Origin of the sequence: Chania multitudinisentens RB-25 (genome assembly GCF_000520015.2) — a bacterium.
Lineage (GTDB): Bacteria > Pseudomonadota > Gammaproteobacteria > Enterobacterales > Enterobacteriaceae > Chania > Chania multitudinisentens.
Window position 1 is genome coordinate 1,965,335 of the sequence record NZ_CP007044.2, and the last position, 21,512, is coordinate 1,986,846.

Sequence of the window (21,512 nt, forward strand, 5' to 3'; positions counted from 1 at the left end):
TACAGGGTAGCCGTTTTGGCTACCCTGCGAGCCGTATCACAGATGCGGAATATTGCGCCCGTAATAGATCTCCTGCATCTCTTTCCACAGCAGATCGGTAATTCTTTGACGTTCCGTGCTACTCAATTCATCTGGTTTCGCGTTGAACAAGTAGTGTTTCAGATCGAAATCCTTCAGCAGCATCTTGGTATGGAAGATATTCTCCTGATACACATTCACATCCACCATGTGGTACAGCGATTTTATATCTTTAGACATAAAGTTCTGGATCGAGTTGATCTCATGGTCGATGTAATGCTTTATACCGTTCACGTCGCGGGTAAAACCACGTACACGGTAATCCATGGTGACGATATCGGATTCTAGCTGATGGATCAGGTAGTTTAGCGCCTTTAGCGGTGAAATCACGCCACAGGTAGAGACTTCAATATCGGCACGAAAGGTACATAGCCCACCTTCTGGATGGCTTTCCGGGTAGGTATGAACACAGATATGGCTTTTATCCAGATGGGCTACCACCGTATTGGGCAGTGGGCCAGGGTGCTCTGAGGTATCGACATCTTTAGGATCGACCGGTTCTTCACTCACCAGAATGGTGACGCTGGCACCCTGCGGTTCGTAGTCTTGGCGTGCGATGTTTAAAACGTTGGCACCAATAATCGAACAGGTTTCACTGAGGATCTCGGTCAGGCGATTGGCATTATATTGTTCGTCAATGTAGGCGATATAGCCGTCACGGTCGTCCGCCGTTTTGGCGTAACAGATATCGTAAATACAAAAACTCAGGCTCTTGGTCAGGTTGTTAAAGCCGTGCAGTTTTAGCTTATGCAATTGGGTTCACCTTCCTTATCTTCTCGATCTTCTCGCTTAACGTGTTACGTTCAGTGCGTTGAGCAAATACTGTGGCAAAGCAAAGCTGCCTACATGAATTGCCGGGTTGTAGTAGCGGCAGTGTAAGTTATTTTGATTAAGGCGTTGTTGCAGCGTGGCAGCATCAAGCTGGCGCAGTTGCGGGGTGTTACTGGCCCAGGCGAACGTCATGATACCACCGTAATAGGTCGGGATCGCGGCCTGATAAAAGCTGACATCGTTGAAGTACTGGCTGAGTTTGGTATGGCTGTTGACCGCTTCATCCTGTTGCAGGAAACAGACACCGTTTTGTGCGACAAAGATGCCGCCTTCGTTCAGGCAACGTGCGCAACCGGCATAAAATGCGGAGGTAAACAGGCTTTCGCCAGGGCCGATCGGGTCGGTGCAGTCAGAGATAATGACATCGAATTTTTCATCGGTTTGCGTCACAAAGTTAACACCATCGTCGATCACCAGTTTGAAGCGGGGATCGTCATAGGCACCAGCATGGTGATTAGGCAAATACTGGCGGCAGAATTCCACAACACCAGCGTCAATCTCAACCATGGTGATCTGTTCAACCCCCTGATGGCGGCTGACTTCACGCAGCATACCCCCATCGCCACCGCCGATGATCAGCACTTTCTTTGCTTGGCCGTGCGCCAGCAACGGGACGTGAGTCATCATTTCATGATAAATAAATTCATCACGTTCAGTGGTTTGCACTACGCCATCGAGCGCCATCACACGGCCCAGCACTGGGTTTTCGAAAATGACCAGGTCCTGATGCCCGGTCTTTTCACGGTAGAGTACTTCCCCAACTGAAAAGTACTGCCCGAAGCTGGCATGCAGCGTTTCATACCAAATATCTTTCTGGGTCATTTGCAGGAGACTCCATAAACCGCCACGAAAAAAATAGGCGCGACATCATAGCTAACTCTGCCGGAGGATGCACGGCAGAATCCTAGACGTGTTGCAAACAGGGAGGGATTGTTTAATTAGCGTAAGCCAACAGGCTCAGTGAGTCGCGCGCCAGATACTTACACTTATTGGAGGTAGGGATGGCAATACCACTGAGGTCGCGATAACTCGCCTCACCCAGTGTTTTCATATCGAAACTATTATAATTGCTTAAATCCCAGCGGTTCTGCTGGGCAAAATAAACAATGGCACGTTTGATTTGCACATTAGGTAACTCATTGTATCCGCATTCATTTTTAAGATAGATAAATACCGCTGTCAGATCGGCAAGATCTTCCGCTTCGGATTCATTCAGTGCCTGGCTGGCGTTAGAAAAACCCAGCATAGTCAGCAACAGCATCAATAACGTTGTTTTTTTCATCATAAAAATAGACCTGTTTATTATTCACTGACGTTACCACACTTGCCTGTAAAGGCAGCAGGTTTATTACGCGCACTCAACCTTACGTAGAGTATACCTGCCATCTTCAAGTTATGAGGGACTCTTGAGTATAAATACTTGACCTTCCTCTAAGGGGAGGGTTTAGGCTGTGAGCCTTGTGCTATCAATCACTGAAATAAGGGAACCAGCGATGCTACGCCGTGATTTTATTAAATTGACCGCTGCATTAGGTATGGCCAGTGTTTTGCCATTGTGGAGCCGCGCAGTTTGGGCCGCGGATCAACCTGCATTACCTATTCCACCGTTGTTGATGCCAGATGCGCAGGGCAAGCTCGCGTTGACGCTGCAAACCGGTGAAATGAACTGGTTGCCGAATGTGGCGACGAAAACCTGGGGTATCAATGGCCCACTGTTAGGGCCTGCGGTACGTTTACAGCGCGGTAAACCACTCAGCGTGGCGATCAGTAATAAACTGCCGGAAGCCAGTACCGTCCATTGGCACGGGCTGGAGATCCCCGGTGACGTTGACGGTGGCCCACATGCGCTGATTCAACCAGGCGATACCCGAACGGTCAGTTTCACTGCTGATCAACCAGCGGCAACCTGCTGGTTCCACCCACATACCCATGGCCGGACTGGCCATCAGGTGATGATGGGGTTGGGGGGATTGGTGCTGCTGGAAGATGACGAAAGCGGCCAGTTACCACTGCCCAAAACCTGGGGTAAAGACGATATTCCGGTGATCTTGCAGGATAAGCGCTTGGGTAAAGATGGCCAGATCGAATATCAGTTGGACGTGATGAGCGCGGCAGTCGGTTGGTTTGGCGATCGGATGTTTACCAACGGTGCAGCTTATCCGCAGCATGTTGCGCCGCGTGGTTGGCTACGGCTGCGTTTCCTGAACGGGTGCAATGCGCGCTCACTCAATTTGGCCGCCAGCGATAATCGGCCTTTGTATGTGATTGCCAGTGATGGCGGTTTCCTCAGCGAGCCAGTGAAACTGACGGAACTGCCGATACTGATGGGCGAACGTTTCGAAGTGTTGGTGGATGTTTCAGATGGCAAGCCGTTTGATATTGTGACGCTGCCTGTGGTGCAGATGGGCATGACGCTGGCCCCGTTCGATCAGCCATTGCCTGTGCTGCGCATTCAGCCTTCTTTGGAACCAGGAGTGAAGGCCATGCCGGACAGTTTGGTCAAACTGCCTGCGCTGCCGCCATTAGGCGGCCTACAGGAACGCTGGCTGCAACTGATGATGGAGCCCAAACTGGATATGCTGGGAATGCAGGCTCTGATGGATCGCCATGGTCATCAGGCTATGGCGGGGATGAGTATGGATCATGGCAATATGGCCGGTATGGACCATAGCAAGATGCAAGGTATGGATCACGGCAATATGCAGGGGATGGACCACGGTAAGATGCCTGGTATGGAACAGGGTGAGAAGCCGTTTGATTTCAGCCACAGCAACAAGATCAATGGTAAAGCTTTCGATATGGCCAAGCCGATGTTTGAAGCCAAGCGCGGCCACTATGAGAAATGGACCATCTCGGGTGAAGGGGACATGATGTTGCATCCGTTCCATATTCACGGCACTCAGTTCCGTATTTTGTCAGAAAATGGCAAAGCGCCAGCGGCGCATCGCGCAGGTTGGAAAGACACCGTTCTGGTTGAAGGCAAACGCAGTGAAGTGTTGGTTCGTTTTAACCATTTGGCCAGTGCCGAATTTGCTTACATGGCCCATTGCCACCTGTTGGAACATGAAGATACGGGCATGATGCTGGGTTTCACCGTCGCTGGCTGACGTTTTCAAGCTGGGGCACCGTGGCGGTGCATGTGCTGTGCGTCGCCACCACCGATCCATTATGCTAAACTTTGTGCCTTTCTTGCGGCAAATTGATCTGAAAACGATGAAACACACTGTAGAAGTAATGATTTCCGAGCAGGAAGTTAAGCTCCGTATCGCTGAACTTGGCCGCCAGATCACTGAAGATTACCGCAATAGCGGCAGTGATATGGTGTTGGTTGGGTTGCTGCGTGGCTCTTTTATATTCATGGCCGATTTGTGCCGTACCATTGAAGTGCCACACGAGGTTGATTTCATGACCGCCTCCAGCTACGGCAGCGGTATGTCCACCAGCCGCGATGTGAAGATCCTGAAAGATCTGGATGAAGACATCCGTGGCAAAGACGTGTTGATCGTCGAAGACATCATCGATTCTGGCAATACGCTGAACAAAGTGCGTGAGATCCTGGCATTGCGTGCGCCAAAATCCTTGGCGATCTGCACCTTACTGGATAAACCCGAGCGCCGTGAAGTGGATGTATCCGTGGAATATGTAGGCTTCTCAATTCCGGATGAATTTGTGGTGGGCTACGGTATCGATTATGCCCAGCGTTATCGCCATCTGCCCTATATCGGTAAAGTGGTACTGTTGGACGAATAACCGGCTTAAAGCCGGTTATTTAACGCTGGGAGGCTACAGACCTTTGTCCTGTTGCAGTGTGGCTATCGCTTTACGGTAGCCCATTTCCAGGCTTTCGCGGCTGGTGGCCGTCACTTCCAGGTCGCGCAGACGGCCATCCTGAAGGCCATATACCCAGCCATGAATCATCACTTTCTGGCCGCGTTTCCAGGCAGACTGCATGATGGTGGAGTGGCCCAGGTTATACACCTGTTCAATCACGTTGATTTCGCACAACACATCCAGGCGCTGTTCCGGTTCCAGTTCGCCGAGCAGTGAACTGTGTTTGTACCAGAGATCGCGGATGTGCAACAGCCAGTTATTGATCAAGCCCAGCTCAGGGTTTTCTACCGCCGCTTCCACACCCCCACAGCCCAGGTGACCACAGATAATGATATGCTCAACTTCCAGTACATCCACGGCATATTGCACGACAGACAGGCAATTCAGATCGGTATGGATCACCAGATTTGCTACGTTACGGTGAACGAACAGTTCACCTGGTTCCAGGCCTGTCAGGCGTTCTGCGGGAACGCGGCTGTCGGAGCAGCCAATCCAGAGGAAACGGGGTTTCTGCGCCTGGGATAAACGTTCAAAAAAACGGGGATCTTCCTGATTGATGGTGTCGGACCAAGAATGGTTATTGGCGATAAGCTTCTCGATTTCTTTCATGGCGGTTATTGGCCTGTAATGAACGATTTGCGTTGATGTAATATATGACAAGCATCACAATTTGAAAATCAGAACCGCAGGGCTAATTTTACGCACGGATTTGACTCCGTGAAGGTAAGGCTGATGGTACACTCAGCTTTATTATAGATTGCTGAAACAATCCCTAAACGATTTTAAAGCGCGGCAAAGCGTCAAGCCTCTGGGGCGCTTATGCGATGCATTGAAAGATAACAGGCATGCTCATTGTCACAAGGTACTCTCTAACCTATGAATTATGCATTGGAAATAGCGCAATTGACCAAAACCTACGCGAGTGGCGTAAAGGCATTGCACGGTATTGATCTGAATGTTGAAGCAGGGGATTTTTATGCCCTGTTGGGGCCGAATGGCGCAGGGAAATCAACGACCATAGGCATTATCAGCTCGCTGGTAAACAAGACTTCCGGCACCGTTCGGGTGTTTGGCTATGATATCGACAAAGATATCGTCAATGCCAAACGCCAGCTTGGGTTGGTGCCACAAGAATTCAATTTTAACCCGTTTGAAACCGTATTGCAGATTGTGGTTAATCAGGCGGGCTATTATGGCGTAACGCGCAGTGAGGCACAGCTACGCGCGGAGAAATACCTCAATCAGCTTGATCTGTGGGGCAAGCGTAATGAGCGCGCACGCATGCTCTCTGGTGGGATGAAGCGGCGTTTGATGATTGCTCGCGCCTTGATGCACCAGCCGAAGCTGTTGATTCTGGATGAACCTACCGCTGGGGTGGATATTGAACTGCGCCGCTCAATGTGGGGGTTCTTGAAAGAGCTGAACGCCCAGGGCACCACCATTATTCTGACTACCCACTATCTGGAAGAAGCAGAGATGCTGTGCCGCAATATCGGCATTATCCAGAACGGTGAGCTGGTAGAAAACACCTCAATGAAAGAGCTGTTGGCAAAGCTGCAATCAGAAACTTTTATTCTCGATCTGGCGGCAAAAAGCCCATTGCCGAAGCTTGACGGTTACCACAACCGCCTGACGGATACTTCTACGCTAGAGGTAGAAGTCATGCGTGAGCAAGGTCTGAACGGCTTGTTTGCCCAGTTGAGTGCGCAAGGCATTCAGGTGCTGAGTATGCGTAACAAGGCCAACCGGTTGGAAGAGTTGTTTGTCACCCTGGTTAACGGCAATGAGGGAAAATCATGATGCATTTGTATTGGGTGGCGTTGAAGAGCATCTGGGCCAAAGAGATAAACCGGTTTACGCGTATCTGGATTCAGACTCTGGTACCGCCAGTGATCACGATGACGCTCTACTTTATTATCTTTGGCAACCTGATTGGTGCGCGCATCGGTGAAATGCACGGTTTTGACTATATGCAGTTTATCGTTCCTGGCCTGATCATGATGGCGGTGATCACTAATGCCTATGCCAACGTAGCTGCATCGTTTTTTAGTGCTAAATTCCAGCGTAACATTGAAGAGTTGCTGGTGGCGCCAGTACCTACCCATGTGGTGATCGCCGGTTATGTGGGGGGTGGGGTAGCGCGCGGTGTTTGCGTGGGCATTTTGGTCACGGTGATTTCACTGTTTTTTGTCCCGTTGCAGGTACATGCCTGGTGGGTGATTGCGGTGACGCTGTTGCTGACGGCGGTTCTGTTCTCGTTGGGCGGGCTGCTTAACGCGGTATTTGCCACGACTTTCGATGACATCAGCCTGATCCCCACCTTCGTCTTAACGCCGTTGACTTACCTGGGGGGGGTATTCTATTCGCTGACCCTGTTGCCGCCGTTCTGGCAGGCGGTGTCCAAATTGAACCCTATCGTCTATATGATCAGTGGGTTCCGCTTCGGTTTTCTCGGCATTGCTGATGTCCCGCTGGCGTTGACGATGGCGGTGCTGCTGGCGTTTATCGTGGTATTCTATGGGCTTGCTTGGTATCTGATCGAACGTGGGCGCGGTTTGCGCTCCTAATAGCCTTTTCCCTGATGCTGGAAAAGGTGCTTAGCACAGAAAGCCTATCAAGTTGCAGTGGTAGCTGGCCTTCCCACTGCAACTTGCGGGGTGATAAAGGTAGAAAACCGCGCAAATATCCCCTTTTTCTCCGCTCTAAGAATCGTGTTATGCTGATACTCCACATTTTCTCCATTTTTCATTATCGTACTTGTAAGCAGAGCAAACCATGCAGTTTCAACACAAGATAGCAGCGGTGCTGTTTGGCATTTTTATGTTGTTGACAACACCCGTTGCGTTGGCAAATTTGTTGCCGGAAGACAACGCTGTTAAATCTGAATACATGGAAGTGCAACGTGATAGCGAAGTTTATTCGTTGGTCGGTGAGCATGTTATCCCGGTAGGCGAAGTAAAACGGGGGCAACTGATACAGGTGTTCCCCGCTGATGCGGAATATTATGAGTTTAAATTTGGCTATGGCACCGGCTTTATCGATAAAAGCGATGTGCGGGGCATCGGCAAATCCCGCAAAGTGAAAGAGGATGATCTGGGGGAACTGCATAAACCGCTGACCAATCAGAACCTGATCACGCAGCGGCCCACCAACGTTTACACCGCTATCAATAACCAAAGTGAAGTTTTCGGTGTGTTGGAAGAAAACCTGCGTTATCCGATCATCGGCAAGCTGAAAGACTCGCTAAATAATACCTGGTATGAAGTGAATATCGGTGAGCGTTTGGGGTATATCAGTGAATTGGATGCAGAGATCGATAGCGGAATTCCGGTGCTGACTTATCACCATATGTTGAAAAACGATGAGAACAAGCGTTTTCGTAATACCTCAACCACCACCTCGGATGTGGCATTCAGTAATCAGATGGCCTATCTGAAACAGGCAGGGTATGACACCATTTCGCTTTATCAGTTAGAAGCTTATCTGCATAATCGGATTAACCTGCCGGGTAAAGTGGTGGTGTTGACGTTCGATGATGGGTTGAAGTCGGTGTATCGTTACGCTTATCCCGTGCTGAAGAACTATGGATTCCGTGCCACGACGTTTGTTATTTCTTCACGTATCAAACGCCATCCGCAGAAATGGAACCCGGACTCGTTGCAGTTTATGAGTATTTCTGAACTGAAAGAGATTCAGGATGTATTTGATATTCAGTCACATACTCATTTCTTGCACCGTTTGGATAACAAACGTCAGCCAATCCTGTTGAGCCGTTCGCTGCATAACATTGAATTCGATTTTGAGCACTCAAGACGCGCCTTATCGCAGTTCAACCCGCATGTGTTGTACTTGGCGTATCCCTTTGGTGGTTATAACAAAAATGCTATTCAAGCAGCAAAAGATGCCGGATTGCATATGGCACTGACCACGGTACGGGGGAAAGTGAAGCCGGGGGATAATCTATACACCCTGAAGCGGCTCTATATTCTGCGTACCGACTCTATTCCAATCATGGCGGAACGCATTGCCAACAAGCCAAGCATGCCGGTAGCGCACTGAGAACGGCACTGTTGCAAAGATCGAGATGATGCAGCCTTCAGTGTCGTTGAAAGGGGGGGAAGTTTCAAAGACTCGGCTCACCAAGCACATCTCGCCCAGAAGATGTGCCAAAATAAAACGATTTTATCTGACCTTTGCGCAGTGCACACATCACCTCAACGCCTTTTATCGTGGCGTAAGTTGCCTTCATCGATTTGAACCCCAGCGTGGCACCGATTATCCGTTTAAGCTTTCCATAATCGCATTCAATCATATTAGGTAGACTAAAACCCACAATACCTAATACCTGCAAATGAACCCGCATTTATCTTTATTGACCGGTATTCCATTTTCACCAATCCACAATAATTGAAAATGAAAATTTGAAGGAAAAACAGGGCCCGTATAAAGCGGCCAGGCGTTACCGTAGACAAGCAAAAACTTTTATCTTCACAACAAATTATAAACTACGTCACAAAATTGCCTTCTGGCATAGCTCCAAAACCGACTCTGTATACATTTTGTTGACATACATTCTGGTATTGATAGCTTACACAACAAGAAAAGGTGTTTTCTATGTATCATATTGATTATAACAGCTATCGCTCGGTGAAAGGTTTCAATCGCCGTGTTCGCTTCCTGGTTATGCATTACACTGCGGTTGATTTTAAGGCATCGATTACGTCGTTGACCGGATCTGCGGTTAGTGCTCATTATCTCGTCCCTGACCCTTCAGAAAAAATGTATATTGATGCCGGTTTTAAGGATATGCGTATTTTTAACCTGGTTGATGAAAACGAGCGGGCCTGGCATGCCGGTGTAAGCTCATGGGCCGGACGTAATAACCTGAACGACACAGCTATTGGCATTGAAACAGTGAATCTGGCTTCTGATAATAATGGCGTGTTCGTATTCCCACCTTATAATCCAACACAAATTGAAGCGATTAAACAGCTGGCTGCCAATATTCTGCAACGATATCCTGATATTACGCCCACTAATGTCGTCGGGCACAGCGATATCGCTCCCGGGAGAAAGAGCGATCCAGGGGCAGCTTTCCCATGGAAAGAACTTTACGAAGCAGGCATCGGCGCATGGTATGAGGAATCGACCATGCAGCAATATCAGGTGCAGTTCAGCAAGTCTCTGCCAGCGAAAGCCGATATCGTTGCCAGGCTAAAAAATTACGGATATGACACCTCGAATACAGACACAGGAAGCGGATACATGAATTTGATCCGGGCATTTCAGCTTCACTTCCGACAAAAAAATTATGATGGGAACCTTGATATTGAAACAGCGGCGATTATCTATGCATTAGTAGAAAAGTATTTCCCACCAAAATAAATTTATATTACAGCTTAATCATAAATGGGGTGTTGTAATTTATTACTCCATATAATATGACTTGGCCATTTTAATTTAATATGGTCATGTCATTCAGGATGCATGAAGATGATATTAATAAAAACCAGAGAGATTGGAAAAGTAATAATATATATTCTTTTTTTCTCACTCGAAAGTGGGGCCGCACAGACCGCAATACTCCCGCCTTTTAAAGGCGGGCAACAATCTGAGTATCAATTAAAGGAGCAGCACCGTTATAAAGGGAAAGTTTATCTGATTTCCAGTTCATCGCAGTACGATGAAAAAATCATACCAGAGATTGCGGCTGCTTTTTCCCGGCAGGGCTACGTAACAGACACGAAATACCTTGAACAAAATCCCACTCAGCTCGGTTACGTTAACATCGATGAAAATCGTGCATCAACCCTGATTAAGGCTCTCAGCGACAAAAATGTAAAATATCTATGGTTTGTTAAAGGCGGCTCCGGCGCGCTTAACCTTTATCCTGCCCTGTATGCCAACCTGGATCGTATATCGGCATCCACGCCCAAAGTGATCATCGGTTTCAGTGATGTTACAGCCATCCACAACTTTGTTAACCATGAACTGAACTGGCCTAGCGTTCATGGCGTACTGGCGTCCTACAATATGGAAATGCATGAGATCGACAAAAAGAAAACGCTTAACATGGACAACAGCCTGAATGAGGTGTTCCAGACACTGTCCCATGGCATTACCTATACTGGCATCGAATCAATGAACCGTCAGGCTATAAAAATAGTCAGCGGTAAGCTCGATGGCGGAAACCTGACGCTGGTGCAGTCCCTGTTTTCAACTAGTTATGAGAGCAGCTACTCCGAAAAAGTAATGATGCTGGAAGACACGGGCGTGACTGCTAAACAGCTTGATAGAACCCTGCACCAGATTGAGTACAGCAGGACATTTCGCCCACGAGCTGTTATTTTTGGCCAATTTTATAGCCTGAATGCAGGAGAGGAAGAAAAATCATTATACCGATATGTCATACAGCAGTTTGCGGATCGCGTTAACTACCCTGTTTATTATTATCCCGAATTCGGTCATGGAAAAACGAACCAGCCCTTTATTATGGCCCACCGAGTAAAAATTTTATGCAACAGGCAACACAGTCTCTGTAGTCTGACTCAGCCACCTGTAGTGTAATGGCGTGAGCTGTCTTCATGGGTTTACACCCCAGTTCGCTATTCAGCGATAGATCGTCGTGTGGCTAACATTCACACCTCGTTCAGCCAGCATCGCGATAGCTGATGCCATATTTGCTGTACCAGCGTACCGCCCACGGATGATGTCACGGCTACGAATGTCGACCTTTAAATACATTCATGATGAGCGCCATTGACGAAAACAGCCGCAAAGTTTATCAACGCTACGGGTTGTGCCACAGTGCTCTGAAAACGGGGTAGATTCAAGCGTGGGTTTTAAACTCCAGCCACTTAAGGATATCAGTGACTGGAGTGTATGCGCTGGTAGCTTTGATACAAGCAGAGCGTCTCAGGCAACCTGAACCGGCACCGCTCTCGCTTTGCGTTGCAGGTGATTATCGCCTTCGAAGTAGGCGACTTTAGGATGGTGCTGGCGGGCATCGGCGTCGCTCATCTGTACATAAGAACAAATGATCAGTTTGTCGCCTACGCAGGCGCAGCGGGCTGCGGCCCCATTGACGGAGATAATGCGTGAACCGCGTTCAGCGGCGATAGCATAGGTAGAAAAACGCTGGCCGTTATCAACGTTGTAAATATCAATAGCCTCATATTCCAGAATCCCTGCGGCTTCCAGAAAATCCTGATCGATGGCGCAGGACCCTTCATAATGCAAGTCAGCCTGAGTGACTTTCACCCGATGCAGCTTGCCTTGCAACATAGTACGTATCATAGCGTTACCTAACTGAATATCGGCCTTTTCAGGCGTTCGGGATTGAATATTCCTTGCAACATCTATCGTCACCAATAAACCCAGTCAGTCTACCGCTAACCGGATAAAAACGGCAACGAGTGTACAAAAAATAGCTTAGATCGTGAGATCAACCTGTTGATTATCGATCAGGCGTGCTTTACCCAACCAGGCAGCCATCAGCACCACCGCACGGCGGCTGTCCACGTTCAGGGGCTGTAGAGTATCAGCGTCGCGAATAAACAACTCATCGGGAATGAAACCGGCGGCACGCAGTTTCTCTGCGCTCTGCTCCAGCAAGTGATCGAGATGGCGTTCGCCATTGCTGAGTTGCTCGGTCAACGCCCGCATGATCTTGCTGAGCTGTGGCGCAACTTGGCGTTCTTCCGCGGTCAGATAACCGTTACGCGAGCTGAGCGCCAGCCCATCTTTGGCTCGCACAATAGGGACACCTACGATATCGATATCGTAGCCCATATCAGCCACCATTTTGCGGATAAGCGCCAATTGCTGGTAATCCTTCTCACCAAAGCAAGCCAGATCCGGTTGCACCAGATTGAATAGCTTACTGACGATGGTAGAAACACCGCGAAAATGCCCTGGGCGGCTGGCTCCCTCCAGCATGGTGGAAATACCAGGGACATCAACGTAGGTCTGCTCGTTTAACCCTTGCGGATAAACTTCCGCTGGTGCAGGAGCAAAGACCAGATCGACATCACGGCGGTTCAGTTTCTCGCAATCTTCTTGCAGCGTGCGCGGGTAGTGGGCCAGATCGTCTGGGCGTTCGAACTGCATCGGGTTAACGAAAATGCTGACTACCACAACATCGGCACGCGCCCGGGCTTCTTTAACCAGCGCCATATGGCCTTCGTGCAGGTTGCCCATGGTGGGCACCAACGCAATGCGCTTGCCTTCCTGCCGCCAGCGCCGAACCTGTTGGCGCAGTAGCGGCAGGGTTTCGATGATTACCATTCCATAACTCCTCGATATACCCGTCATACACCCAGTGGCTGTGCCTTAGCTTGCCAATAACTCAAATTATTCAGGGTATATAGCCTGTGTCTTTTAATTTTTATGCCCGTTGAACAGGGTAAGTTAATAACATTCCTAAACGCTGGCGTTAACTAAAAGAGTGCTCTTCACCGGGATAGATACTCTGCTCAACCTCTTGAATGTACAACTGTACGGCACTGCGGATATCACCACTCTGTGCCAGAAAGTTTTTGGCGAATTTTGGCGTGTGGCTACCGGTGATGCCCAGAGCGTCATGCATGACTAAAATCTGGCCATCGGTAGCATTACCGGCACCAATGCCGATCACTGGGATCGACAGCGCCTCGGTGATTTTGTGAGCCAGCGCGCTGGGCACGCACTCCAGCACCAACAGTTGTATACCCGCCAGCTCCAGATTCTGTGCGTCTTCCAGCAATTGCTTGGCGGCCAGCTCATCGCGGCCCTGAACCTTATAGCCACCGAAAATGTTGACCGATTGTGGGGTGAGGCCGAGATGACCGCAAACCGGAACCGCACGTTCGGTGAGGGTTTTCACCGTGTCGTACAGCCAACTGCCCCCTTCCAGTTTGACCATGTTGGCACCTGCCTGCATCAATTCTGCCGAACTGATACAAGCCTGTTCCGGTGTGGCATAGCTCATAAACGGCAGATCGGCTAACAGCAGGCAAGCGGGGGCACCACGGCGCACGGCCCGGGTGTGATAGGCGACGTCGGCAACGGTGACGGGCAATGTGGAGTCGTGGCCTTGCAGCGTCATACCCAACGAGTCGCCCACCAACATCACTTTGATACCTTGTTCTTCAAACAGTTGAGCAAAGCTGGCATCGTAGGCGGTAATGGAAGCAAACTTGCGTTGCTCCTGTTTCCACTGGCGTAAATGGCTCACGGTGGTGGGTTTCATCACAACGTCTCCTGAAAATAGCCGTGCAGCATACGCTGCGATACGGGGAAAAGTGCTGACATTCTACTGTAAGCCTTCGGGGGTGGGTAGCACCGATGATAATGCTTAAGAGGTTCTTAAGAACCTTGTGCTGTAATATACCCATCATACTGCAAGTTACCTGTGCCTTGGCTTTGTTACTTGAATGATTAGGGGATAAGCAGTGGGAACCAAAAGAGGAACGCATGAGAATTCTGCTGATTGAAGACGATAGGCTGATTGGTGATGGCATCAAGGCTGGACTGACCAAGCTGGGTTTTAATCTTGATTGGTTCACCGATGGCGCGATCGGCAAAAGTGCGTTGGAAAGCGCCCCTTACGATGCCGTGATCCTCGATCTCAGCCTGCCGGGCCTTGATGGGCTGGAATTACTGCGCCAATGGCGTCAGGCCGGGAGTGATATACCGGTGTTGATCCTGACCGCGCGTGATGCGCTGGAACAGCGTGTGACTGGCTTGCAGAGCGGTGCCGATGATTATCTGTGTAAACCGTTTGCACTGGCAGAAGTGGCTGCTCGTTTGCAGGCATTGATTCGCCGCCGCCACGGGCAACTGACCCCGCAATTGGTGCACGGCAACGTCGTGTTCGACGTGGCGGCCCGCGCGGTGAGCTGCAATGGTGACTCTGTGGCGCTGACATCGCGCGAATTGGCGGTATTGGAACTGTTTCTGCACAACAAAGGGCGAGTGTTGGCGCGGCCATTGATTCAGGAGAAATTGTATAACTGGGATGATGAGGTGAGCAGTAACGCGGTTGAAGTGCATATTCATCATCTGCGGCGCAAATTGGGCAACGGTTTTATCCGCACGGTGCATGGAGTGGGCTATACATTGGGGGATGCTGAGTGAAGCATTTGAGCTTACGTTTACGTTTGATCCTGATTTTCAGCCTGTTGGCGCTGTTCACTTGGTGTTCTGCCAGCGTAGTCGCCTGGATGATGACGCGTAACAAGATTAACGAAGTTTTTGATACTCAGCAGATGCTGTTTGCCAAACGTTTAGCGACCACTAACCTGGGCGATTTGTTAGCCTATCAGGAAGCCCGTAGCCTGCCGAAGACTAAAAAAATCCTGCGTCATGGCAAACGAGGTGAGCAGGATGATGATGCGCTGGCGTTCGCCATTTTCTCCCGCGAGGGCCAAATGTTGCTTAACGATGGCGAAAATGGTGAGGATTTTTTGTTTGATGGCGAACGGGAAGGTTTTATTGAAGGTAAACGCCAGGGCGACAATGACAGTTGGCGCTTACTCTGGCTGACCAGCCCCGATGGGCGCTACCGTATTGTGGTCGGCCAGGAATGGGATTATCGCTATGAGATGGCGTTGGCTATGGTAACGGGGCAACTGGTGCCGTGGTTGGTGACGTTACCGATCCTCATGCTGCTGATCGCCCTGATGGTTGGGCGGGAGCTGCGGCCGCTGAAAAGCATGGCTGCTGGCCTGCGGCAGCGCGTTCCAGATGATGCCACACCGCTTGATGTTCGACAGATACCTACCGAAGTGCGCCCATTGGTGGATGCTCTCAATGCACTGTTTGCGCGTATCAGTGCCATGCTGGTGCGCGAGCGGCGTTTTACCTCGGATGCGGCCCATGAGCTGCGTAGCCCGCTGGCGGCGCTGCGTGTGCAGGCAGAAGTGGTTCAACTGGCGGGCGACGATGCCATGATGCGTGAACATGCGGTGGAAAACCTGACGGTTGGTCTCGATCGCGCTACCAGGTTGATAGAACAACTGCTTACGCTGTCGCGTTTGGATTCGTTGCCTGAACTGGATGAGTTGGAGCCGGTCGATTGGTGCCAATTGGTGCCGATGGTGCTGGCAGAACAGGATCGTTATGCCCATGCGGCTGGTGTGGCGCTGTGCTATGAACAGCAAGGGATACCGCAACGCTTGCCAGGCCAACCGTTGCTGCTGTCACTGCTGGTACGCAATCTGGTGGATAATGCGGTGCGCTATACGCCTGCTGGTGGTACGGTTCAAGTGACGCTCACTTCGCAACAACTGAGCGTGGAAGATGATGGCCCTGGGGTCACAATGGAGCATCTGGCACGGCTGGGAGAGCGTTTTTACCGCCCGCCGGGGCAGGAGCAGATCGGCAGTGGGCTCGGGCTTTCAATTGTACAGCGCATTGCCAGCTTACACAGCCTGCAAGCCAGGTTTGCCAATCGGCCAGCAGGGGGATTTTCTGCCACAATAAGGTTCCAGGCAAACGCCTGAGCACCGCTGGCGGTCAGTTAGACACTGCTTGGGATTGATGCCACAACTCCATGCCGTTCTTTGGAACGTGTTTCAGACGCTCGGCCAACGTTTCCCCGTCCGGGAAAACCAGGTCTGGAACAATTTCGGCCAGTGGATAGAGCATAAATTCACGTTCTTTCAGCCCATAGTGAGGAACCGTCAAACGTTCGGTATGAATCACTCTGTTGCCATACAGCATCATATCGAGATCCAAGGTGCGCGGGCCCCAACGTTCATCTTTACGTACACGGCCCTGATTGCGTTCTATCGCCTGGGTGTGATCGAGCAGTTGCTCTGGCTGTAGCAATGTATCCAGTGCCACCACCGCGTTAAGAAAATCCGGTTGGTTTTGTGGCCCCAGCGGTTTGGTGCGGTAAAACGACGAACACACGATGAATTGTGTGTGTGGCAGAGACCCCAATGCCTCCAGTGCAGTATTCACCTGCTGCAACGGCTGCGCCAGGTTGCTGCCCAGCGCGATATAAACGCGAATCATTAGGCCCCTTCTTTACGCGGTGCTCTGCGGCGTGGGCGGCGCTGGCGTGCACGGCGTGGTGCTGGATCGTCACCTAACGTATTCAACATGGTTTTTTGGCTGGCCGGGGTGGCATCCTGGAATTCCCCCCACCAAGCGGCGAGGCGCAGCATTTCCGGGTTGTTCTCCACTTCAGCACGCAGTACCAACAGATCGTATGCAGCCCGGAATTTAGGATGCTCCATCAGTTTGTGCGCCCGCTTGCCCTGGCGGCGTGACAGGCGCAATTGCAACTGCCAGATATCACGCACCAGCGTCGTGATGCGTTTGGGAATGGCCAGTGAGCGGCACTCTTCGTCCAGCACATCATTCATTGCCAGTGCAAAGGCATCGTAGTAGGCCAATCCGCTTTCCTGCGCCAGTTTCTGCGCGTGTTCCAGCAACGGATACCACAGCATGACAGCAAATAGGAACGCCGGGTTGACACGCATGTCGTTTTGCAGACGGTAATCGGTATTTTTCAATACCTGTACCAGAATGCGTTCCATCGGCGTGTCGTGATTCGGCGTAAAGTGGCGAGCAATCAGCGGGAACAAGGGCTGGAACAGCTGATATTCGCACAGTTTGAGGTAAGTGGAGTAACCGAAGCCAGATTGCAACAGTTTCAGCGACTCTTCAAACAGGCGTGCAGGTGGGATTTCATGCAGCAACGGCGCTAAACGCGGGATCGGTTCAGCGGTTTCATCGCTGAGGGTCATATCCAGCTTGGCAGCGAAACGGATCGCCCGCAGCATGCGCACCGGATCTTCACGGTAACGTGTTTCAGGATCGCCAATCAGGCGGATCACGCCCTGTTGCAGATCGCGCAGGCCGCCCACATAGTCACGCAGGGTAAAGTCTGCTACGCCGTAATACAGGCTGTTAATGGTGAAATCGCGGCGTTGAGCATCTTCTTCGATCGAACCGAAGATATTATCGCGCAGCAACATACCGCTCTGGGCTTGCTGTGATGAGTTCTTGTCTGATTCAGGACTCTGTTCGTGATGGCCGCGGAAAGTGGCAACTTCGATCACTTCTGGGCCAAACATGACGTGCGCCAGGCGGAAACGGCGGCCAACCAAACGGCAGTTGCGGAACAGTTTACGCACCTGTTCTGGCGTTGCGTTGGTGGTGATATCGAAATCTTTCGGTTTTTTGCCCAGCAACAGATCGCGTACACCACCGCCAACCAGATAGGCTTCATAACCGGATTTGTTCAAACGATATAATACCTTCAGCGCGTTCTCGCTGATGTCTTTACGTGAGATCGAATGCTGGTCACGTGGGATCACAGTCATGGAGCGGGATCCTTCCACCGCAGGCAATGGTGGGCGTTGCCGCGCCGCCGGGCGGCGGGCAGGTGCTTCTCTACCGCTACCGGCAGGGCGCTGTGATGTGGTTTTCTGCTGTTCTGCGGGTATATTTTCTTCGCGGACTATGTTTTTATCGCTGGCCGGTGCATCATCGCGGGCCGATTTGTCATCGCGGATTAGTACCTTACGGCAGAAATTGGCTACTCGGGTAAAAATGGTACACCTCGATAGTGACGGATAAAAATGGTGTTAACAAAAAAATAGCGGCTAATCATAGCTCACCATGGCTCCTTTGAGAATGCTGTTAGGGGAATTGCCAGCCGGCGCGGTACATTTTCTAATCGCCAATGTTTGACTGCATGACTTAATAATAAAGGCAGATCAAGATCTTGCCAGCTTTCTGGCAATGGCTGGTGCAGAAATTTCAGCGCTGCAATCAGCACCGGGCGCGGATCGCCCGCAGGGAGTGCTGGGGCATGGTTTTGTTTCGACAGCTTAATCCCATTGCTGCCCAGCGCCAACGGCAAATGCACATAAGTGGGAACCGGGGCTTGCAACTGGTGATAAAGCGCGATCTGCCGCACCGTTGGCTCGATCAGGTCAGCGCCCCGCACGATCTCTGTCACCCCTTGGAAGTGATCATCGATGACCACCGCCAGATTATAGGCAAACAGGCCGTCGCGGCGGCGGATGATAAAATCCTCCTGCGCCAGCGCCGGATCGGCCCGCAGTTCCCCCTGCAACCGATCGTGAAACGCTGTTACCGGGGCCAACTGGCGCAAACGGATCGCGGCATCCTGCGGCCCCAAATGAAGGCTGCGGCAATGGCCGTCGTACAGTCCCCCTTGCTGTTGGATACGGCTGCGGGTACAGGTGCAGTAATAGCTGAGGCCCTGCCGTTGCAGCCAATCAAGCGTGGCGCGGTAAGCATCGTGGCGTTGGGATTGATAGATGACCTGGCCGTCCCAGTGGAGGCCATAGTGTTCTAAAGCGGACAGGATGCGAGCGGCGGCTCCGGCGACTTCGCGCGGGGGATCGATATCTTCAATACGTACCAGCCATTGCCCGCGTTGTGCACGAGCCTGAAGGTAGCTTCCCAGAGCGGCAATCAGCGAACCGAAATGCAAATCCCCAGAAGGCGATGGGGCAAAACGCCCCACATAATGACTTTCTTGCATCACAGAAGGGTGTGGTTCCCTTTGTTCTGTGCGGCGCGTATACCTGCCGTCTTTCAAGCCGTTGCGTTGTTGCCTGCGTACATTCACCCCGGTCACTGACTATGTGTAAGCTCCTGGGGATTAATATACTTGCTATCCGGCTGCAACTTGAAATCCTTGAGTATATAAGCACGCGCCGCGAGCGATAAAACTGCTTAGCCGGCCATCTGCTTTTCGCGGATTTCGGCCAGAGTCTTGCAGTCGATGCACAAATCGGCAGTCGGACGCGCTTCAAGGCGGCGAATGCCAATCTCCACGCCGCAAGATTCGCAGTAGCCGAAATCTTCGTCTTCTACTTTCTTCAGCGTTTTCTCGATCTTTTTGATCAGTTTGCGTTCACGGTCACGGTTACGCAGTTCGAGGCTGAACTCTTCTTCCTGTGCGGCCCGGTCAACCGGGTCTGGGAAGTTGGCAGCTTCGTCTTGCATATGCGATACGGTACGGTCTACTTCGTCCCTGAGCTGGTTGCGCCATGCTTCAAGAATGCGCTTGAAATGCGACAGCTGGGCGTCGTTCATGTACTCTTCGCCTGGCTTCTCTTGGTACGGCTCCACCCCAGCGATGGCGAGAATGCTCAAGGACGAGGTTTTACGGGTTTGCCCTTCTTGCATATTGCTTCTCCTACATACACACGCACTATACCCAACATTCATTGAGGGCAGGAGTGTGGGTTACCTTTCTCTCTCTGGTGGCTTGATAAACCAAGCTTCCAGAGGGTTATCCGGTTGCCGCCTACCTACATCTCAAATGTTATAGGGTATGTCGAATCCCCAATGCGGGGGAAAAACAGGCCGCTATAAATAACAGAAGGGAAGGGGGATGGCAATTATTCCTGTCACCTGCTTGACAAGGGTGTGAAGGCAGGCGTATTTGCGACGCGTATCCGGTTGGCTATTTATGGGAACCTGGAAACGCTAATCGATAAAAAACGGTAATTTCTCATAAAGAGAGATACCGTCAGGTGATAATTCCGCCCCATAACAAATCACTTCTACTCCCAACTGCCGGGCCTGCGTGAGCAGTACCGCATAACGTGTATCTATATGATGCGCCGGAGCGACCTGTTTGATACCGCTGTGTAACACAGCAAAAAACAGTACCGCCCGTTGGCCGTTCTCAACCACGTTTTGCAACTCCCGTAGATGCTTTTGCCCTCTCAGCGTAACGGCATCAGGGAAGTAACCACATTCATGTTGCAATAATGTGACTGATTTAACTTCAATATAGCAGTTAACCCGATTTTCTGCCTGTAATAACAAGTCGATACGGCTATTTTCATGGCCATATTTTACTTCGCTGCTGATTTTACTGTAATCGGCGAGTTCCTTGATGACATTTTGTTCAATCGCTTCATGAACCAACGTGTTGGCGCGCAGGGTATTGACGCAAATCCAATCATTTTGTTGAGTCTGCGTGAGTTCCCAACTGTGGGGGTATTTGCGTTTGGCGTTGTTGGAGGTGGAATACCAAACGGTATCACCCGGCGTGGCGCAGCCGGTCATGGCACCGGTATTGGCGCAGTGCAGGGTAAAGGTTTCACCTTCTGGCGTGACAACATCGGCCAGAAAGCGTTTATAGCGCTTAATCAGCGTGGCGGGTTTCAGAGAAGGTGTGAAGATCATTGGGTGTCCTGGGTATTGAGCGGCCACTGCGCCAACGGGTGGTAACGGGTACGGCCATGCTCGATGACTGACTGGTATAAAGAAAAATGGTCAACGCTGAAACGCCAACCTGGCGTGGCGGGTGGAACAGCCACCGGTTTGGTCGCGGCACGCAATAAAGTGATATGGGGGTAAAACGGCAACGGGCTTTGATAACAGCCGCTACGTGCCGCCTGCGAGCGCAGCAATTCTGCCAGTTGCAACAGCGCGCGCGGCGCGCGTTTGCTGCCGAGCCAAACCACACCGGGGCGCGGCCAGTGGCCGAGATCGTCAAGGCAGAGGTTAAAGCCGGTTTGCCTGATGCGGCCGGCCAGCGTTTTCAGCGCCAGCTCTTTCTGCGTACTGACATCGCCGAGAAAGGCCAGCGTCAGATGCAGATTGGCAGCGGCGACCGGGCGGCCATCTTCGGGCTGAAAAGCGTTGGCACGCCAGTGGATCACCTGTTGTTGCAAGGCAGCGGGTAACGGCAGGGCAAAAAACAGGCGGCGCGAGTTGGACATAAATCCCCAGTAAATAAATGAAACGCTGGCTGTAATGCTACAATGTGCGCCGTCTGTTAACTA

At 51.1% G+C, this 21,512-nt stretch carries 23 protein-coding genes and 2 pseudogenes; 10 read left to right on the forward strand and 15 right to left on the reverse strand.

From position 1 onward, the window contains the following. Positions 1–36: 36 nt before the first annotated feature. The 3 genes from speD to Z042_RS08710 form a co-directional block, all read right to left on the reverse strand. Entirely contained in the window at positions 37–831 is a 795-nt protein-coding gene (gene speD / locus Z042_RS08700) for an adenosylmethionine decarboxylase (RefSeq protein WP_024909926.1), read from the reverse strand. Positions 832–867: 36 nt separating this feature from the next. Further along, positions 868–1,731: a polyamine aminopropyltransferase gene (gene speE, locus Z042_RS08705; protein ID WP_024909927.1), complete on the reverse strand. Its 864-nt coding sequence runs from the start codon at positions 1,729–1,731 to the stop codon at positions 868–870. Between the two features lie 112 nt (positions 1,732–1,843). Next, positions 1,844–2,191, reverse strand: a complete 348-nt coding sequence (locus Z042_RS08710; RefSeq protein WP_037405429.1) for a YacC family pilotin-like protein — start codon at positions 2,189–2,191, stop codon at positions 1,844–1,846. A 211-nt stretch (positions 2,192–2,402) separates the two neighbouring features. On the opposite strand from Z042_RS08710, the gene cueO reads away from it, so the two are divergent. Both cueO and hpt read left to right on the forward strand, forming a co-directional pair. Next, entirely contained in the window at positions 2,403–4,016 is a 1,614-nt protein-coding gene (gene cueO, locus Z042_RS08715) for a multicopper oxidase CueO (RefSeq protein ID WP_024909929.1), read from the forward strand. 106 nt (positions 4,017–4,122) lie between these two features. Then, entirely contained in the window at positions 4,123–4,659 is a 537-nt protein-coding gene (gene hpt, locus Z042_RS08720; RefSeq protein WP_024909930.1) for a hypoxanthine phosphoribosyltransferase, read from the forward strand. A gap of 33 nt (positions 4,660–4,692) precedes the next feature. On the opposite strand, the gene can is transcribed toward hpt, so the two are convergent. Further along, positions 4,693–5,349, reverse strand: coding sequence for a carbonate dehydratase (can, locus tag Z042_RS08725; protein WP_024909931.1), 657 nt, complete (start codon positions 5,347–5,349; stop codon positions 4,693–4,695). Positions 5,350–5,616: 267 nt separating this feature from the next. Between can and Z042_RS08730 the strand changes: the two genes are divergently transcribed. The 3 genes from Z042_RS08730 (at position 5,617) to Z042_RS08740 (ending at position 8,799) form a co-directional block, all read left to right on the forward strand. Then, positions 5,617–6,540 (forward strand): ABC transporter ATP-binding protein, encoded by a 924-nt coding sequence (locus Z042_RS08730; RefSeq protein ID WP_024909932.1) that lies wholly within the window; start codon positions 5,617–5,619, stop codon positions 6,538–6,540. Further along, entirely contained in the window at positions 6,537–7,307 is a 771-nt protein-coding gene (locus tag Z042_RS08735; RefSeq protein ID WP_024909933.1) for an ABC transporter permease, read from the forward strand. The genes Z042_RS08730 and Z042_RS08735 overlap by 4 nt, the downstream gene beginning before the upstream one ends. Before the next feature lie 208 nt (positions 7,308–7,515). Further along, entirely contained in the window at positions 7,516–8,799 is a 1,284-nt protein-coding gene (locus Z042_RS08740) for a polysaccharide deacetylase family protein (RefSeq protein WP_024909934.1), read from the forward strand. A 63-nt stretch (positions 8,800–8,862) separates the two neighbouring features. Here Z042_RS08740 and Z042_RS08745 read toward each other — a convergent pair. Next, a pseudogene (locus Z042_RS08745) lies at positions 8,863–9,055 on the reverse strand (IS6 family transposase); the annotation flags it as partial. 299 nt (positions 9,056–9,354) lie between these two features. Here Z042_RS08745 and Z042_RS08750 point away from each other — a divergent pair. Together Z042_RS08750 and Z042_RS08755 are read left to right on the forward strand one after the other, a co-directional pair. Continuing rightward, a complete protein-coding gene (locus tag Z042_RS08750) occupies positions 9,355–10,125 on the forward strand; it encodes an N-acetylmuramoyl-L-alanine amidase (RefSeq protein ID WP_024909935.1) in 771 nt (256 codons plus the stop codon). A gap of 102 nt (positions 10,126–10,227) precedes the next feature. Then, positions 10,228–11,307, forward strand: coding sequence for an LD-carboxypeptidase (locus Z042_RS08755; RefSeq protein WP_236849239.1), 1,080 nt, complete (start codon positions 10,228–10,230; stop codon positions 11,305–11,307). Between the two features lie 45 nt (positions 11,308–11,352). Here Z042_RS08755 and Z042_RS25945 read toward each other — a convergent pair. The 4 genes and pseudogenes from Z042_RS25945 to panB all read right to left on the reverse strand — a co-directional run. After that, a pseudogene (locus tag Z042_RS25945) lies at positions 11,353–11,488 on the reverse strand (IS6 family transposase); the annotation flags it as partial. Positions 11,489–11,655: 167 nt separating this feature from the next. Then, positions 11,656–12,036, reverse strand: coding sequence for an aspartate 1-decarboxylase (gene panD, locus Z042_RS08760; protein ID WP_024909937.1), 381 nt, complete (start codon positions 12,034–12,036; stop codon positions 11,656–11,658). 135 nt (positions 12,037–12,171) lie between these two features. Beyond that, entirely contained in the window at positions 12,172–13,026 is an 855-nt protein-coding gene (gene panC, locus Z042_RS08765; RefSeq protein ID WP_024909938.1) for a pantoate--beta-alanine ligase, read from the reverse strand. A gap of 148 nt (positions 13,027–13,174) precedes the next feature. Beyond that, positions 13,175–13,969: a 3-methyl-2-oxobutanoate hydroxymethyltransferase gene (panB, locus tag Z042_RS08770; protein ID WP_024909939.1), complete on the reverse strand. Its 795-nt coding sequence runs from the start codon at positions 13,967–13,969 to the stop codon at positions 13,175–13,177. Between the two features lie 224 nt (positions 13,970–14,193). Here panB and qseB point away from each other — a divergent pair, with 224 nt between their 5' ends. Next, positions 14,194–14,856, forward strand: a complete 663-nt coding sequence (gene qseB / locus Z042_RS08775) for a quorum sensing response regulator transcription factor QseB (protein WP_024909940.1) — start codon at positions 14,194–14,196, stop codon at positions 14,854–14,856. Next, positions 14,853–16,223 (forward strand): quorum sensing histidine kinase QseC, encoded by a 1,371-nt coding sequence (gene qseC, locus Z042_RS08780; protein WP_024909941.1) that lies wholly within the window; start codon positions 14,853–14,855, stop codon positions 16,221–16,223. Before qseB ends, qseC begins: the two co-directional genes overlap by 4 nt. A gap of 13 nt (positions 16,224–16,236) precedes the next feature. Here the strand turns inward: qseC and folK are convergent, their stop codons facing one another. Both folK and pcnB read right to left on the reverse strand, forming a co-directional pair. Further along, on the reverse strand, positions 16,237–16,740 hold the full coding sequence (gene folK / locus Z042_RS08785) for a 2-amino-4-hydroxy-6-hydroxymethyldihydropteridine diphosphokinase (protein WP_024909942.1): 504 nt from the start codon (positions 16,738–16,740) through the stop codon (positions 16,237–16,239). Further along, positions 16,740–18,056, reverse strand: a complete 1,317-nt coding sequence (pcnB, locus tag Z042_RS08790) for a polynucleotide adenylyltransferase PcnB (RefSeq protein ID WP_024909943.1) — start codon at positions 18,054–18,056, stop codon at positions 16,740–16,742. Before pcnB ends, folK begins: the two co-directional genes overlap by 1 nt. On the opposite strand from pcnB, the gene Z042_RS26540 reads away from it, so the two are divergent. Then, complete coding sequence (locus Z042_RS26540; protein ID WP_236849240.1) at positions 18,055–18,312, forward strand: hypothetical protein; 258 nt, start codon at positions 18,055–18,057, stop codon at positions 18,310–18,312. The genes pcnB and Z042_RS26540 overlap by 2 nt on opposite strands. Positions 18,313–18,349: 37 nt before the next feature. Here Z042_RS26540 and gluQRS read toward each other — a convergent pair whose 3' ends face one another. The 4 genes from gluQRS to thpR form a co-directional block, all read right to left on the reverse strand. After that, positions 18,350–19,249, reverse strand: a complete 900-nt coding sequence (gene gluQRS, locus Z042_RS08795; RefSeq protein ID WP_024909944.1) for a tRNA glutamyl-Q(34) synthetase GluQRS — start codon at positions 19,247–19,249, stop codon at positions 18,350–18,352. A gap of 194 nt (positions 19,250–19,443) precedes the next feature. Then, complete coding sequence (dksA, locus tag Z042_RS08800; RefSeq protein WP_024909945.1) at positions 19,444–19,899, reverse strand: RNA polymerase-binding protein DksA; 456 nt, start codon at positions 19,897–19,899, stop codon at positions 19,444–19,446. A 303-nt stretch (positions 19,900–20,202) separates the two neighbouring features. Then, positions 20,203–20,910: a DNA/RNA nuclease SfsA gene (sfsA, locus tag Z042_RS08805; protein ID WP_024909946.1), complete on the reverse strand. Its 708-nt coding sequence runs from the start codon at positions 20,908–20,910 to the stop codon at positions 20,203–20,205. Further along, positions 20,907–21,449 (reverse strand): RNA 2',3'-cyclic phosphodiesterase, encoded by a 543-nt coding sequence (thpR, locus tag Z042_RS08810; protein ID WP_024909947.1) that lies wholly within the window; start codon positions 21,447–21,449, stop codon positions 20,907–20,909. The genes sfsA and thpR overlap by 4 nt, the downstream gene beginning before the upstream one ends. Between the last annotated feature and the right edge of the window lie 63 nt (positions 21,450–21,512).

Bases quoted from the DNA above. Each gene is read 5' to 3' on its own strand.
- speE (WP_024909927.1), bottom strand. From the start codon at position 1,731: ATGACCCAGAAAGATATTTGGTATGAAACGCTGCATGCCAGCTTCGGG.
- Z042_RS08710 (WP_037405429.1), bottom strand. From the start codon at position 2,191: ATGAAAAAAACAACGTTATTGATGCTGTTGCTGACTATGCTGGGTTTT.
- cueO (WP_024909929.1), top strand. From the start codon at position 2,403: ATGCTACGCCGTGATTTTATTAAATTGACCGCTGCATTAGGTATGGCC.
- hpt (WP_024909930.1), top strand. From the start codon at position 4,123: ATGAAACACACTGTAGAAGTAATGATTTCCGAGCAGGAAGTTAAGCTC.
- can (WP_024909931.1), bottom strand. From the start codon at position 5,349: ATGAAAGAAATCGAGAAGCTTATCGCCAATAACCATTCTTGGTCCGAC.
- Z042_RS08730 (WP_024909932.1), top strand. From the start codon at position 5,617: ATGAATTATGCATTGGAAATAGCGCAATTGACCAAAACCTACGCGAGT.
- Z042_RS08735 (WP_024909933.1), top strand. From the start codon at position 6,537: ATGATGCATTTGTATTGGGTGGCGTTGAAGAGCATCTGGGCCAAAGAG.
- Z042_RS08740 (WP_024909934.1), top strand. From the start codon at position 7,516: ATGCAGTTTCAACACAAGATAGCAGCGGTGCTGTTTGGCATTTTTATG.
- Z042_RS08750 (WP_024909935.1), top strand. From the start codon at position 9,355: ATGTATCATATTGATTATAACAGCTATCGCTCGGTGAAAGGTTTCAAT.
- Z042_RS08755 (WP_236849239.1), top strand. From the start codon at position 10,228: ATGAAGATGATATTAATAAAAACCAGAGAGATTGGAAAAGTAATAATA.
- panD (WP_024909937.1), bottom strand. From the start codon at position 12,036: ATGATACGTACTATGTTGCAAGGCAAGCTGCATCGGGTGAAAGTCACT.
- panC (WP_024909938.1), bottom strand. From the start codon at position 13,026: ATGGTAATCATCGAAACCCTGCCGCTACTGCGCCAACAGGTTCGGCGC.
- panB (WP_024909939.1), bottom strand. From the start codon at position 13,969: ATGAAACCCACCACCGTGAGCCATTTACGCCAGTGGAAACAGGAGCAA.
- qseB (WP_024909940.1), top strand. From the start codon at position 14,194: ATGAGAATTCTGCTGATTGAAGACGATAGGCTGATTGGTGATGGCATC.
- folK (WP_024909942.1), bottom strand. From the start codon at position 16,740: ATGATTCGCGTTTATATCGCGCTGGGCAGCAACCTGGCGCAGCCGTTG.
- Z042_RS26540 (WP_236849240.1), top strand. From the start codon at position 18,055: ATGGAGCGGGATCCTTCCACCGCAGGCAATGGTGGGCGTTGCCGCGCC.
- pcnB (WP_024909943.1), bottom strand. From the start codon at position 18,056: ATGACTGTGATCCCACGTGACCAGCATTCGATCTCACGTAAAGACATC.
- gluQRS (WP_024909944.1), bottom strand. From the start codon at position 19,249: ATGCAAGAAAGTCATTATGTGGGGCGTTTTGCCCCATCGCCTTCTGGG.
- dksA (WP_024909945.1), bottom strand. From the start codon at position 19,899: ATGCAAGAAGGGCAAACCCGTAAAACCTCGTCCTTGAGCATTCTCGCC.
- sfsA (WP_024909946.1), bottom strand. From the start codon at position 20,910: ATGATCTTCACACCTTCTCTGAAACCCGCCACGCTGATTAAGCGCTAT.
- thpR (WP_024909947.1), bottom strand. From the start codon at position 21,449: ATGTCCAACTCGCGCCGCCTGTTTTTTGCCCTGCCGTTACCCGCTGCC.